The 13,943-nt window shown below is 67.9% G+C and carries 10 protein-coding genes; 8 read left to right on the top strand and 2 right to left on the bottom strand.

The annotated features are described in order from the left end of the window. Positions 1 to 51: 51 nt before the first annotated feature. From FG99_RS25930 to moaA, 8 genes are all read left to right on the top strand, one after another. A complete protein-coding gene (locus tag FG99_RS25930; RefSeq protein WP_009616103.1) occupies positions 52 to 1,353 on the top strand; it encodes a nitrate/nitrite transporter in 1,302 nt (433 codons plus the stop codon). A gap of 12 nt (positions 1,354 to 1,365) precedes the next feature. Then, entirely contained in the window at positions 1,366 to 2,772 is a 1,407-nt protein-coding gene (locus FG99_RS25925; RefSeq protein ID WP_051879269.1) for a NarK family nitrate/nitrite MFS transporter, read from the top strand. A gap of 63 nt (positions 2,773 to 2,835) precedes the next feature. Beyond that, positions 2,836 to 6,615, top strand: coding sequence for a nitrate reductase subunit alpha (locus FG99_RS25920; RefSeq protein ID WP_043273091.1), 3,780 nt, complete (start codon positions 2,836 to 2,838; stop codon positions 6,613 to 6,615). Between the two features lie 11 nt (positions 6,616 to 6,626). Then, entirely contained in the window at positions 6,627 to 8,162 is a 1,536-nt protein-coding gene (narH, locus tag FG99_RS25915) for a nitrate reductase subunit beta (RefSeq protein ID WP_043273090.1), read from the top strand. Between the two features lie 17 nt (positions 8,163 to 8,179). Continuing rightward, on the top strand, positions 8,180 to 8,911 hold the full coding sequence (narJ, locus tag FG99_RS25910) for a nitrate reductase molybdenum cofactor assembly chaperone (RefSeq protein ID WP_141679736.1): 732 nt from the start codon (positions 8,180 to 8,182) through the stop codon (positions 8,909 to 8,911). A gap of 2 nt (positions 8,912 to 8,913) precedes the next feature. Continuing rightward, a complete protein-coding gene (narI, locus tag FG99_RS25905) occupies positions 8,914 to 9,600 on the top strand; it encodes a respiratory nitrate reductase subunit gamma (RefSeq protein ID WP_009616108.1) in 687 nt (228 codons plus the stop codon). Between the two features lie 64 nt (positions 9,601 to 9,664). After that, positions 9,665 to 10,483, top strand: coding sequence for a peptidylprolyl isomerase (locus tag FG99_RS25900; protein WP_043273088.1), 819 nt, complete (start codon positions 9,665 to 9,667; stop codon positions 10,481 to 10,483). Positions 10,484 to 10,583: 100 nt separating this feature from the next. Beyond that, positions 10,584 to 11,573, top strand: a complete 990-nt coding sequence (gene moaA / locus FG99_RS25895) for a GTP 3',8-cyclase MoaA (RefSeq protein ID WP_009616110.1) — start codon at positions 10,584 to 10,586, stop codon at positions 11,571 to 11,573. A gap of 337 nt (positions 11,574 to 11,910) precedes the next feature. Here the strand turns inward: moaA and FG99_RS25890 are convergent, their stop codons facing one another. Both FG99_RS25890 and FG99_RS25885 read right to left on the bottom strand, forming a co-directional pair. Continuing rightward, complete coding sequence (locus FG99_RS25890; protein ID WP_009616111.1) at positions 11,911 to 12,141, bottom strand: hypothetical protein; 231 nt, start codon at positions 12,139 to 12,141, stop codon at positions 11,911 to 11,913. 517 nt (positions 12,142 to 12,658) lie between these two features. Then, positions 12,659 to 13,801 carry an NAD(P)/FAD-dependent oxidoreductase gene (locus FG99_RS25885; protein ID WP_043273087.1) on the bottom strand — a complete coding sequence of 381 codons (1,143 nt, stop codon included), beginning with the start codon at positions 13,799 to 13,801 and terminating at the stop codon, positions 12,659 to 12,661. Positions 13,802 to 13,943: the final 142 nt, after the last annotated feature.

Below are 13,943 nucleotides of genomic sequence, written 5' to 3'. Positions count from 1 at the left end.
ATGGGCTCTGCCTAACGTGCGGCCAACGGCATCGACGAATGAGTGTTGGCCATGGCATCGCATCGACAGAAACAGTACTCCGTGCTCGGCATGAGCACACTGGCGTTCGCCGTGAATTTCGCGGTCTGGACGATGTTCTCGATCATCGGTATCCGCATCAAGGCGGAACTGGGCCTGTCCGAGGCGCAGTTCGGCCTGCTGGTGGCGCTGCCGATCCTCACCGGTTCGCTGGTGCGCCTGCCCCTGGGGTTGATCACCGACCGCTTCGGCGGGCGCATCGTGTTCTTCATCCACATGCTGCTGGTGGCCATCCCCATCTACGGCCTGGCCTTCGCCACGCAATACTGGCAGTACCTGGTGCTGGGCCTGTTCGTCGGCCTGGCCGGCGGCTCCTTCGCGGTGGGCATCGCCTACACCTCGGCCTGGTTCGAGAAGGAGCGCCAGGGCACCGCCATGGGCATCTTCGGCGCCGGTAACGCGGGCGCAGCCATCACCAACCTTGTGGCGCCGCTGATCGTGGTCGCCTTCGGCTGGCGCATGGTGCCGCAGGTGTACTCGGTGGCCATGCTGGTGACCGCGGCGCTGTTCTGGTTCTGCACCTGGAACGACCCGGCCCACGCCAAGGGCGGCGAGGCCGACGCCAGCCGCGCCCGGCCGACCCTGGCCAAGCAGCTGGCGCCGCTTGCCGAGCTGCGGGTGTGGCGCTTCGGCCTGTACTACTTCTTCGTCTTCGGCGGCTTCGTCGCCCTGGCCCTGTGGCTGCCCAAGTACTACATCGCCGAGTACGGCCTGGACCTGAAGACCGCGTCCTTCATCACCATGCTGTTCACCCTGCCGTCGGGCCTGATCCGCGCCCTGGGCGGCTGGTTCAGCGACAGCTACGGCGCCCGCGCGGTGAACTGGGGCGTGTTCTGGGTATGCCTGGTGTGCCTGTTCTTCCTGTCCTACCCGCAGACCACCATGACCATCCACGGCATCCAGGGCGACCTCAGCCTGGGCGTGGGCCTGAACGTCTGGCTGTTCACCTTCCTGGTGTTCGTGGTCGGCATCGCCCAGGGCTTCGGCAAGGCCAGCGTGTACCGCATCATCCACGACTACTACCCGCAGAACATGGGCACCGTCGGCGGCATGGTCGGCGTCATCGGCGGCCTCGGCGGCTTCTGCCTGCCCATCCTGTTCGGCTACGCCGCCGACCACATCGGCGTGCGTTCCTCCTGCTTCATGCTGCTGTTCGGCCTGACCATCGTCTGCATGGTCTGGATGCACTACGCGATCAAGCAGCAGCGCCGCCTCGACGGCCGGGCCCAGACGGCCGACGTCGACCTTTCCCCTCTGACTTCCAGCCAATCCTGACGGAGTGCCGACATGGGCATGATCGCCAATTCCCAACTCAAAGCCGCGCGGGGGCCCCTGCTGGTCGACTGGCGCCCCGAGGACTCGCAGTTCTGGGCGCAGTCCGGCAAGCGCATCGCCACGCGCAACCTGTGGATCTCCATCCCGGCTCTGCTGCTGGCCTTCTCCGTGTGGATGATCTGGAGCACCGTCACCGTGCGCCTGAACGCCGTGGGCTTCGCCTTCAGCAACGACCAGCTGTTCATGCTGGCCGCGCTGCCGTCGATCTCCGGCGCCACCCTGCGGGTGTTCTACTCCTTCATGGTGCCGGTGTTCGGCGGCCGCCGCTGGACCGCGCTGTCCACCGCCTCGCTGCTGATCCCGTGCATCTGGCTGGGCTTCGCCGTGCAGGATCCGCAGACGCCCTACTGGGTGTTCGCCACCATCGCCCTGCTGTGCGGCTTCGGCGGCGGCAACTTCGCCTCCAGCATGTCCAACATCAGCTTCTTCTATCCCAAGAGCCAGCAGGGCACGGCCCTGGGCCTGAACGCCGGGCTGGGCAACCTGGGCGTCTCGGTGATGCAGTTCGCCGTGCCCCTGGCGGTGGCCGGCGGCCTGTTCGGCAGCTTCGGCGGCGAGCCGCAGCAGCTTTCCGATGGCGGCCGCCTGTGGCTGCAGAACGCCGGCTGGATCTGGGTGCCGTTCATCGCCGTGGTGGCCGTCGCCGCCTGGTTCGGGATGAACGACATCGCCGACGCCAAGGCCTCGTTCAGCGAGCAGTCGGTGATCTTCAAGCGCAAGCACAACTGGCTGATGTGCTGGCTGTACGTGGCCACCTTCGGCAGCTTCATCGGCTTCTCGGCCGGCTTCGCCATGCTCAGCAAGACCCAGTTCCCGGACATCAACCCGCTGCAGTACGCCTTCCTCGGCCCGCTGGTGGGCGCCCTGAGCCGGCCCCTGGGCGGCTGGCTGGCGGACAAGTTCGGCGGCGCGCGCATCACCCTGTGGAACTACGCGGCGATGATCGCCGGGGTGTTCGCGGTGATCGCCTTCCTCCCCGGCGACGGTGGCGCGGGCAGCTTCTTCGGCTTCCTCGGCGCCTTCATCGGCCTGTTCTTCTTCGCCGGCATCGGCAACGGCTCCACCTTCCGCATGATCCCGGTGATCTTCCGCAACGAGTGGGCCGCGCGCTTCAAGCGCGGCGGCTACAGCGAGGCCGAGGCAGCCCGGAACGCCAGCATGGAGTCGGCCGCGGTGATCGGTTTCTCCGCCGCCATCGGCGCCTTCGGCGGCTTCTTCATCCCCAAGGCCTTCGGCACTTCGCTGCACATGACCGGCAGCGCCGAGGGCGCCCTCTACGTGTTCGTCGCCTACTACCTCAGCTGCATAGTCGCGACCTGGTGGTGGTATGCGCGCAAGGGTGCGGAAAGCCCCTGCTGAGCCCCGTTTCGCGAGCCTGATTAGCGTTTGAACGCCCGGCGTAGACCGGGTTAGGAGATACAGATGAGTTACCTGCTCGACCGCCTGCAGTTCTTCAAGAAGAAACAGGGCGAATTCGCCGACGGCCATGGCGAGGTCTCCAACGAGAGCCGCGCCTGGGAGAACGGCTACCGCCAGCGCTGGCAGCACGACAAGATCGTGCGCTCCACCCACGGGGTGAACTGCACCGGTTCCTGCTCCTGGAAGATCTACGTGAAGAACGGCCTGATCACCTGGGAAACCCAGCAGACCGACTACCCGCGCACCCGCCCGGACCTGCCCAACCACGAGCCGCGCGGTTGCCCGCGCGGGGCCAGCTACTCCTGGTACATCTATAGCGCCAACCGCCTGAAGTACCCCAAGGTGCGCAAGCCGCTGCTCAAGCTGTGGCGCGAGGCGCGCGCCGCGCACAAGGACGCGGTGGACGCCTGGGCGAGCATCGTCGAGGACGCCGCCAAGGCGAAAAGCTACAAGAGCGAGCGCGGCCTGGGCGGCTTCGTGCGCTCCAGCTGGGACGAGGTCACCGAGATCATCGCCGCGGCCAACGTCTACACCGTGAAGACCTACGGCCCCGACCGCGTCATCGGCTTCTCGCCGATCCCGGCCATGTCCATGGTCAGCTACGCCGCCGGCGCCCGCTACCTGTCGCTGATCGGCGGGGTGTGCCTGAGCTTCTACGACTGGTACTGCGACCTGCCGCCGGCCAGCCCGCAGATCTGGGGCGAGCAGACCGACGTGCCGGAGTCGGCCGACTGGTACAACTCCAGCTACATCATCGCCTGGGGCTCCAACGTGCCGCAGACGCGGACCCCCGACGCGCACTTCTTCACCGAGGTGCGCTACAAGGGCACCAAGACCGTGTCCGTGACCCCGGACTACTCCGAGGTGGCCAAGCTCACCGACCTCTGGCTCAACCCCAAGCAGGGCACCGACGCCGCGCTGGGCATGGCCTTCGGTCACGTCATCCTCAAGGAATTCCACCTCGACAAGCCGCGCGCCTACTTCGTCGACTACTGCCGGCAGTACACCGACATGCCCATGCTGGTGCTGCTGGAGCCGCACGGCGAGGGCGCCTTCAAGCCGACCCGCTACCTGCGCGCCGCCGACCTCGACGGCCAGCTGGGCCAGGACAACAACCCCGAGTGGAAGACCATCGCCTTCGATGAAAGCAGCGGCGAGCTGGTCTCGCCCACCGGCGCCATCGGCTACCGCTGGGGCGAGTCGGGCAAGTGGAACATCGAGGAGAAGGAAGGCGGCCAGGGCCGCGAGACGCGCCTGAGCCTGAGCCTGATCGACGGCCCGGAGCACGCCTGCGAGGTGGGCTTCCCGTACTTCGCCGGCCAGCTGCACCCGCACTTCAAGGGCGTGGACAACGACGAGGTGCTGCTGCGCCGCGTGCCCTTCCGCGACATCCAGGGCGCCGACGGCAAGACCCTGCGCGTGGCCACCGTCTACGACCTGCAGATGGCCAACTACAGCGTCGACCGCGGCCTGGGCGGCGCCAACGTGGCCCGCGGCTTCGACGACGCCGACACCCCCTACACCCCGGCCTGGCAGGAACGCATCACCGGCGTGCCGGCCGCCCGCGCCATCCAGGTGGCCCGCGAGTTCGCCGACAGCGCCGACAAGACCCACGGCAAGGCCATGGTCATCATCGGCGCGGCGATGAACCACTGGTACCACATGGACATGAACTACCGCGCGGTCATCAACATGCTGATGATGTGCGGCTGCATCGGCCAGAGCGGCGGCGGCTGGGCCCACTACGTCGGCCAGGAGAAGCTGCGCCCGCAGACCGGCTGGGTACCGCTGGCCTTCGGCACCGACTGGAGCCGCCCGCCGCGGCAGATGAACGGCACCAGCTTCTTCTACCTGCACAGCTCGCAGTGGCGCCATGAAAAGCTGTCGATGCACGAAGTGCTCTCGCCCCTGGCCGACAGCAAGCAGTTCCCCGAGCACGCGGTGGACTACAACATCCGCGCCGAGCGCATGGGCTGGCTGCCCTCCGCGCCGCAGCTGGACCGCAACCCGCTGCGCATCGCCGCCGACGCCGAACGCGCCGGGCTGCCGGTGCAGGACTACGTGGTGCGCGAGCTCAAGGCCGGCAACCTGCGCTTCGCCAGCGAGAAGCCGGACGACGCGCAGAACTTCCCGCGCAACATGTTCATCTGGCGCTCCAACCTGCTGGGCAGCTCGGGCAAGGGCCACGAGTACATGCTCAAGTACCTGCTGGGCGCCAAGAACGGCGTGATGAACGAAGACCTCGGCAAGGCCGGCGGCCCGCGTCCCACCGAGGTGGACTGGGTCGAACAGGGCGCCGAAGGCAAGGTCGACCTGGTCACCACCCTGGACTTCCGCATGTCCTCCACCTGCATGTACTCGGACATCGTCCTGCCGACGGCCACCTGGTACGAAAAGGACGACCTCAACACCTCCGACATGCACCCCTTCATCCACCCGCTGTCGGCCGCCATCGACCCGGCCTGGGAAGCCAAGAGCGACTGGGAGATCTACAAGGCCATCGCGAAGAAATTCTCCGAGGTCGCCGTCGGCCACCTGGGCGTGGAGCAGGACCTGGTCACCGTGCCGCTGCTGCACGACACCGCCAACGAACTGGCCCAGCCCTTCGGCGGCAGTGACTGGAAGAAAGGCGAGTGCGAAGCGCTGCCGGGCAAAACCATGCCCACCCTGCATGTGGTCGAGCGCGACTACCCGAACACCTACAAGAAGTTCACCTCCCTCGGCCCGCTGCTGGACAAGCTGGGCAACGGCGGCAAGGGCATCGGCTGGAACACCGAGAAGGAAGTGAAACTGGTGGGCGATCTCAACCACCGCGTGCTGGAGCCGGGCGTCAGCCAGGGCCGGCCGCGCATCGAGAGCGCCATCGACGCCGCCGAGGTGATCCTCGCCCTGGCCCCGGAAACCAACGGCCAGGTGGCGGTCAAGGCGTGGAACGCGCTGGCCAAGATCACCGGCCGCGAGCACGAGCACCTGGCGCTGCCCAAGGAAGAGGAGAAGATCCGCTTCCGCGACATCCAGGCGCAGCCGCGCAAGATCATCTCCAGCCCCACCTGGTCGGGCCTGGAAGACGAGCACGTGAGCTACAACGCCTGCTACACCAACGTCCACGAACTGATCCCGTGGCGCACCATCACCGGCCGCCAGCAGTTCTACCAGGACCACCCGTGGATGCAGGCCTTCGGCGAGGGCTTCGTCAGCTACCGGCCGCCGGTCAACACCCGCAGCACCGACAAGCTGTTCAACAAGAAGCCCAACGGCAACCCGGAGATCACCCTGAACTGGATCACCCCGCACCAGAAATGGGGCATCCACTCCACCTACAGCGACAACCTGCTGATGCTCACCCTGTCGCGCGGCGGGCCGATCATCTGGCTCAGCGAGCATGACGCCAAGCGCGCCGGCATCGAGGACAACGACTGGGTCGAAGTCTTCAACGCCAACGGCGCCGCCACCTGCCGCGCGGTGGTCAGCCAGCGGGTGAAGGACGGCATGGTGCTGATGTACCACGCCCAGGAACGCATCGTGAACGTGCCCGGCAGCGAGACCACCAAGACCCGCGGCGGCCACCACAACTCGGTGACCCGCGTGGTGCTCAAGCCCACCCACATGATCGGCGGCTACGCCCAGCAGGCCTGGGGCTTCAACTACTACGGCACCGTGGGCTGCAACCGCGACGAGTTCGTGGTGGTGCGCAAGATGAACAAGGTCGACTGGCTCGACGAGCCGGAACATGGCGGCCTGGGCGGCGACGCCCTGCCGCAGCCGCTGCCCCGGGACATTTGAGGAGAGACGCCATGAAAATTCGTTCGCAAGTCGGCATGGTGCTGAACCTCGACAAATGCATCGGCTGCCACACCTGCTCCATCACCTGCAAGAACGTCTGGACCAGCCGCGAAGGCATGGAATACGCCTGGTTCAACAACGTCGAGACCAAGCCCGGCATCGGCTACCCGAAGGAGTGGGAGAACCAGCAGAAGTGGAAGGGCGGCTGGGTGCGCAACGCCGACGGCTCCATCGTCCCGCGCATCGGCGGCAAGTTCCGGGTGCTGGCGAACATCTTCGCCAACCCCGACCTGCCGGAGATCGACGACTACTACGAACCCTTCGACTTCGACTACCAGCACCTGCACACCGCGCCCAAGGCGCAGCACCAGCCGGTGGCGCGGCCGCGCTCGCTGATCAGCGGGCAGCGCATGCAGAAGATCGAATGGGGCCCGAACTGGGAGGAAATCCTCGGCACCGAGTTCGCCAAGCGGCGCAAGGACAAGAACTTCGACCAGGTCCAGGCGGACATCTACGGTGAGTACGAAAACACCTTCATGATGTACCTGCCGCGCCTGTGCGAGCACTGCCTGAACCCGGCGTGCGTGGCGTCCTGCCCGAGCGGAGCGATCTACAAGCGCGAGGAGGACGGCATCGTCCTCATCGACCAGGACAAGTGCCGCGGCTGGCGCATGTGCATCAGCGGCTGCCCGTACAAGAAGATCTACTTCAACTGGAAGAGCGGCAAGTCCGAGAAGTGCATCTTCTGCTACCCGCGCATCGAGGCCGGCCAGCCCACCGTGTGCTCGGAAACCTGCGTGGGGCGCATCCGCTACTTGGGCGTGCTGCTCTACGACGCCGACCGCATCCATGAGGTGGCCAGCTGCGCCGACGAGCGCGAGCTGTACCAGAAGCAGCTGGAAATCTTCCTCGACCCCTTCGACCCGAAAGTGATCGAACAGGCGCGCAAGGACGGCGTGCCGGACAGCGTCATCGAGTCGGCGCAGAAGTCGCCGGTGTACAAGCTGGCCATGGACTGGCAGCTGGCCCTGCCGCTGCACCCGGAATACCGCACGCTGCCGATGGTCTGGTACGTGCCGCCGCTGTCGCCGATCCAGAACGCCGCCGCCGAGGGCCACATCGGCAGCGACGGGGTGATCCCGGACGTCGAATCGCTGCGCATCCCCGTGCAGTACCTGGCCAACCTGCTCACCGCCGGCGACACCGCGCCGGTGCTGCGCGCCCTCAAGCGCCTGTTGGCGATGCGCGCCTACAAGCGCGCCGAGCAGGTGGAAGGCAAGCAGGACCTGGACGTGCTGGCCAAGGTCGGGCTGTCGGTGCAACAGGTGGAAGAGATGTACCGCTACCTGGCCATCGCCAACTACGAGGACCGCTTCGTCATCCCCACCGCGCACCGCGAGGAGGCGCTTTCCGACGCCTTCGCCGAGCGCTCGGGCTGCGGCTTCAGCTTCGGCAGCGGCTGCTCGGGCAACTCCGGCGTGAACCTGTTCGGCGGCAAGCCGGTGGACCGCCGCAACGTCATCCAGACCGTGCAGATCCAGGAGTGAAGGCCATGACTATCTCCCTGGAAAGCCACAGCCAACTGCTCAAGCTCTGCGCGCTGCTGCTGGACTACCCGCGCCCGGAAGTGCGCGAGGAAAGCCTGGCGCTGCACGCGCTGATCCGCACCAGCGACCTGCCCGAAGCGCAGCGCGACGGCCTCGCCGCGCTGCTCAACGAACTCTGCCAGGGCGACCTGCTGGACGTGCAGGCGCGCTACGACGGCCTGTTCGAACGTGGCCGCTCGGTCTCGCTGCTGCTCTTCGAGCACGTCCACGGCGAGAGCCGCGACCGCGGCCAGGCCATGGTCGACCTGCTGCACCGCTACAACGCCGCGGGCCTGGCCATCCACGTCAACGAGCTGCCGGACTACCTGCCGCTGTACCTGGAGTTCCTCGCCCTGCAGGACGCCGAGGGCGCGCGCGTCGGCCTGGCCGAGGTGGCGCACATCCTCGCCCTGCTGGCGACGCGCCTGGACGAGCGCGGCAGCGCCTACGCGGCGGTGTTCCACGGCCTGCTGGAACTCTCCGGCGAGCGCCCGGACCTGGCCGGGCTGCACCGCGACTGCGAGCAGGAGGCTCGCGACGACAGCCTGGAGGCGCTGGACAAGGCCTGGGAGGAAACCCAGGTGAGCTTCGGCGAACCCGCCGCCGGCTGCCCGTCGAACCCGCGGCAGCCCTCCAGCGCCCTCGAACAACCCCTGCAATGGGTCGCCCAGCCGGTGCCGCCGCGCCGGGTGGCCAGCCAAGGAGCCTGATCATGTCGTTCAATACCCTGCTGTTCGGGGTCTACCCCTACGTCGCCCTGTTTATCTGCCTGGTGGGCAGTTGGGCGCGCTTCGACCTGTCGCAATACACCTGGAAGGCCGGCTCCAGCCAGATGCTGAGCAAGAAAGGCATGCGCGTGTACAGCAACCTGTTCCACGTGGGCGTGCTGTTCATCCTCGCCGGCCACTTCGTCGGCCTGCTGACGCCGCACGCGGTCTACGAGCACCTGATCAGCACCGAGCACAAGCAACTGCTGGCCATGGTCTCCGGCGGCTTCTTCGGCGTGCTCTGCTTCATCGGCCTGACCGGGCTGATCCTGCGCCGCCTGACCGACGCCCGGGTGCGCGCCACCGGCAACGCCTCGGACCTGATGATCCTGCTGGTGCTCTACGCCCAGCTGATCCTCGGCCTGTCCACCATCGTCGCCTCCACCCACCACCTGGATGGCTCGGTGATGGTCATGCTGGCCGACTGGGCGCAGTCGGTGGTCACCCTGCAGCCGCTGGCCGCGGCCGAGGCCATCGCCCCGGTGTCGCTGGTCTACAAGCTGCACGTGATGCTCGGCCTGACGCTGTTCGTGCTCTTCCCCTTCACCCGCCTGGTGCACATCGTCAGCGCCCCGGTGTGGTACCTGGGCCGCCGCTACCAGGTGGTCCGCCAGAAGAGCCGCGCGGCCTGAACAGTCGCGCCAACCCACTGGGCGGATAACCGTTCGCGGTTATCCGCCGCCCGAAGGTGAACCCATGAGCTGCTCCCACTACGAAAACCGCGTCGAACACGTCGAGCTGCCGAAGCTGGCGGTCAACGGCATCGCCATCGACGCCGACGAACTGGCCCGCGAACTCCAGTACCACCCGGCCACCAGCCACGCCGAGGCGCTGCACGCCGCCTGCCGCGCGCTGGTGGTGCGCCAGCTGCTGTTGCAGCGCGCCGACGCGCTGGGCATCAGCGCCGAGGCGGAGGAGGGCGAGGCGCCCGAGGAAGCCCGCATCCGTGCCCTGGTCGACCGTGACGTAGGGACACCCGAGGCTGACGAAGCCAGCTGCCGGCAATGGTATGAAGCCAACCCCGGCCGCCTGACCAGCCCCTGGCGCATGAGCCTGCGGCACATCCTGCTGGCCTGCGCCCCGGACGACCTGGAAGGCCGCGCCAAGGCCCGCGAACAGGCCCTGGCCCTGCTGGAAGAGCTGCGCCAACACCCCGAGCGCTTCACCGAAAAGGCCATGCGCTTCTCCGCCTGCCCGTCGAAGGACGAGGGCGGCGACCTGGGCTGGATCGAGCCGGGCCAGACCGTGCCCGAATTCGAGAAACGCCTGCTGCGGGAAACCCCCGGCCTGCTGGCCCAGCCCCTGGAAAGCCGCTACGGCCTGCACGTGGTCGAACTGCTGGCGCGCGAAGGCGGCGAACCGTTGCCCTTCGCCGAAGCCCGCCCGCGCATCGCCGCCTACCTGCGCGCCCAGGTGCTGCAGCGCGCGGTCAGCCAGTACATCGCCGTGCTGGCCGGCGAGGCGCACATCGAGGGCTTCGCCTTCGACGCCGCGGACTCGCCGCTGGTGCAGTGAGGCAGCCGCTGCACTGGACAGCCCCCTCTTCCTTCAGGGAGAGGGTTGGGGAGAGGGCCGGATCATCCGCCTTCGCCAACGCATCAACCGGAGCACCCACATGTCCGACTGGATCGACGGCCAGGGCCGCAAGATCGACTACCTGCGCCTGTCGGTGACCGACCGCTGCGACTTCCGCTGCGTCTACTGCATGGCCGAGAACATGCGCTTCCTGCCACGCCAGCAGGTGCTGACCTTGGAAGAGATCGAGCGCGTCGCCCGGCTGTTCGTCGAACGCGGCGTGCGCAAGCTGCGCCTCACCGGCGGCGAGCCGCTGGTGCGCCCCGGCATCGTCGGCCTGTGCGAACGCCTGGCGGCGCTGCCAGGCCTGCGCGAACTGTGCATGACCAGCAACGGCTCGCAACTCGTCCGCCTGGCCGGCGACCTGCGCGCCGCGGGCCTGACGCGCCTGAACATCAGCCTCGACACCCTGGACCCGCAGCGCTTCCAGGCCATCACCCGCACCGGCCGCCTCGACCAGGTGCTGCGCGGCATAGACGCGGCGCGGGAGGTGGGCTTTTCCGGGATCAAGCTCAACTGCGTGGTGATGAAGGGGCGCAACGCCGACGAGGTGCCGGCGCTGGTGGACTACGCCATCGCCAACGAACTGGACATCAGCTTCATCGAGGAAATGCCCCTGGGCCAGGTCGGCCGCGACCGCGAGGAGAGCTTCTGCTCCAGCGACGAAGTGCGCGCACTGATCGCCGAGCGCTTCGAACTGCTGGACAGCGCCGAACACAGCGGCGGCCCGGCGCGCTACGTGCGCCTGGCGCAGCACCCGCGCACGCGCATCGGCTTCATCTCGCCGCACTCGCACAACTTCTGCGCCACCTGCAACCGCCTGCGCCTGACTGCCGAAGGCCGCCTGCTGCTGTGCCTGGGCCACGAGCACTCCGTGGACCTGCGCGGCCTGCTGCGCCGCTACCCGCTGGACGACGGCCCGATCCTCGACGCCCTGCACGCTGCCCTGCAACGCAAGCCCGCCCGCCACGAATTCAGCACCGGCGGCGATGTGCAGGTGCTGCGCTTCATGAACCTCAGCGGCGGCTGAGCCAAAGTAAAGAACGCCCCTCGTAGGATGGGTTGAGCGAAGCGATACCCATCACCCCCGGCCCGATGGGTATCGCTTCGCTCAACCCATCCTGCGGTCGTGCTTTTCCGTTCCCAAAGAAAAAGGCCCCGGCGAAATGAGCGGTTCGCTGGGGCCTGGGCGCATGTCTGCGCTGGATAACCGTGGTTGGAAAGGCAGATCATCTCGTCTGGCGGTCCCTCCATATGGCTGTCGTTGCAAGTCAGACTAGGCCAGCGCCGGGGCACTGACATCCCTCGTAGGGGGTAGTCCGCCCGGGGCGAAAGAGAGTGCGGCGACGTTATCCGTCGCCTGGCGTTCAGCGCGGGTTGCTGGAGGAGCCGCCGCCGAACAGGCCGCCGAAGATGCTGTTGACCAGGCCGAACAGGCCACCGACGATCGGCAGGTTCTGCAGCACGTTGAACACGCCGCCCAGCAGGCCACCGGACTGCGAGCCGGAAGTGCCGAACAGGTCGCCCAGCATGCCGAAGAGGAAGCCGCCGGCTACCTGGTCGATTTCGTTTTCGTTGAGTACTTTCAGATCGTTCATGGCTGTCTCTCGCAAGCAGGAAAGGGATCGGCCCGGGATGGGCCGACCCGCATTCTCCCGGCCACCGCGCAGGCGGGCCATTCGGGATGGGCGCGCCGGACGGTGGGAAACGTCCGGTGTGCGTGAGCATGGCCACGCGGAAGGGGCTGTCTTCGCGTGCTCGCGTACGGTGCTTGCCGGCGGCTGTGTGTGCCAGGCTGGCTCCGCTCCCTCACCCCAGCCCTCTCCCAGAGGGAGAGGGGGCCGCTCGGCGTGGGTGAGAAGTTCGGCGTCACCCTGTAGGAGCGGGCCCTGCCCGCGAAATCGCGCGCAGGGCGCGCTCCTACAATGGGGAGGGGGGTACGGAGGGGGCGGGCTGGCTCCGTTGCCCTCACCCCAGCCCTCTCCCAGAGGGAGAGGGAGCCGTTCGGCGTCGGCGGGAAGTTCGGCGTCAACCTGTAGGAGCGGGCCCTGCCCGCGAATCGCGTGCAGGGGAATGCCACGGCTGGTGCGGCGTAGGGCGGATAACCGTTCGCGGTTATCCGCCGCTTGACCTTGGCTTCAGCCGCGCCGGAGCCAACCCGTCCGCACTCAGCCCATGGCGCACCAGCACCTCGGGCAACTCGTCGGCACGGATTAGCGCTGCGCTGGCCTGGCCCATGGCCGCCGAGGTCTGGATGCCGTAGCCGCCCTGGCCGGCCACCCAGTAGAAACCGGGCGCCTGCGGATCGTAGCCGGACACCAGCTCGCCGTCGGCGAAGAACGAGCGCAGCCCGGCCCAGGTGTGGCTGGGGCGGCGAATGCTGAGCGTGGTGTGCTCCTCAATGCGATGGATGCCCAGGGCGATGTCCAGTTCCTCGGGCTGCACGTCGTGGGGCTCCACCGCGTCGGCGTTGGCCGGCGAGCCGAGCAGCAGGCCGGCGTCGGGCTTGAAGTAGAAGGACTCGTCCAGGCTCACCAGCACCGGCCAGGCATGGCTGTCCACGTCTTCGCCCGGCGCGAAGAGGAAGGCCGCGCGGCGCTTGGGCTGCAGCCCCAGCGGGGCGACGCCGGCGAGTTCGGCCAGCTTGTCGCACCAGGCGCCGGCGGCGTTGACCAGCACGGGGGCGCGGTAGCTCTGCTGGCCCGTGCGCACTTCCCACTGGCCGTCGATATAGGCCGCGGCGAGCACCTCGCTGTCGAACTGCACGCTGCCGCCGTTGCGGCGGATGCCGCGCAGGTAGCCCTGCAGCAGGGCGTCGGTGTCGATGTCGGCGGCGCTGGGGTCGTACAGCGCGCCGTGGACCTTCTCGCGGCGCAGCACCGGGACCATGGCGCAGGCCTCGTCGGCGTCCAGCAGGCGCATCTCCGGCACATTGGCGCGGGCACTGTCGAACTGGCGGCGCAGTTCCTCGGCGTTGCCGGCGAAGTCCACGATCAACTCGCCGCGCGGGCTGAGGATCGGGTGCTCGGCGAAGCCTTCCGGCGGCGCGTCGAAGAAGGCCCGGCTGGCGGCGGTCAGGGCGCGTACCTGGGGCGTGCCGTAGGCCACGGTATACAGCGCCGCCGAGCGGCCGGTGGAGTGGTAGCCGGCGTGGGATTCGCGCTCGAGCACGGCGACCTTGCCGTGGGGCGCGAGGAAGTAGCCGGTGGAAGCGCCGGCGATACCGGCGCCGATGATCAGGAAGTCGACCTCGGTCATGGGCGTCTCTGCGTCAGGCGGGTGGCCGCGGGCGGGGGAAGGGTGATGGGCATGCCGGGGCTCCGGGATGGATGATTTTTCCATTCTGGATTTTTGGAGGTGGGGGCGGCAAGGATGGAGGGCTCTGGCGTGGGGGGGGGGG

It is taken from the genome of Pseudomonas sp. AAC (genome assembly GCF_000725445.1).
Classification (GTDB): domain Bacteria; phylum Pseudomonadota; class Gammaproteobacteria; order Pseudomonadales; family Pseudomonadaceae; genus Pseudomonas; species Pseudomonas citronellolis.
This window is presented reverse-complemented; position numbering and strand designations above follow the sequence as displayed.

Coding starts and splice junctions, on each gene's coding strand:
- narI (WP_009616108.1), top strand. CDS start 8,914: ATGTCGTTCAATACCCTGCTGTTCGGGGTCTACCCCTACGTCGCCCTG.
- FG99_RS25930 (WP_009616103.1), top strand. CDS start 52: ATGGCATCGCATCGACAGAAACAGTACTCCGTGCTCGGCATGAGCACA.
- moaA (WP_009616110.1), top strand. CDS start 10,584: ATGTCCGACTGGATCGACGGCCAGGGCCGCAAGATCGACTACCTGCGC.
- FG99_RS25890 (WP_009616111.1), bottom strand. CDS start 12,141: ATGAACGATCTGAAAGTACTCAACGAAAACGAAATCGACCAGGTAGCC.
- narH (WP_043273090.1), top strand. CDS start 6,627: ATGAAAATTCGTTCGCAAGTCGGCATGGTGCTGAACCTCGACAAATGC.
- FG99_RS25925 (WP_051879269.1), top strand. CDS start 1,366: ATGGGCATGATCGCCAATTCCCAACTCAAAGCCGCGCGGGGGCCCCTG.
- FG99_RS25885 (WP_043273087.1), bottom strand. CDS start 13,801: ATGACCGAGGTCGACTTCCTGATCATCGGCGCCGGTATCGCCGGCGCT.
- FG99_RS25900 (WP_043273088.1), top strand. CDS start 9,665: ATGAGCTGCTCCCACTACGAAAACCGCGTCGAACACGTCGAGCTGCCG.
- FG99_RS25920 (WP_043273091.1), top strand. CDS start 2,836: ATGAGTTACCTGCTCGACCGCCTGCAGTTCTTCAAGAAGAAACAGGGC.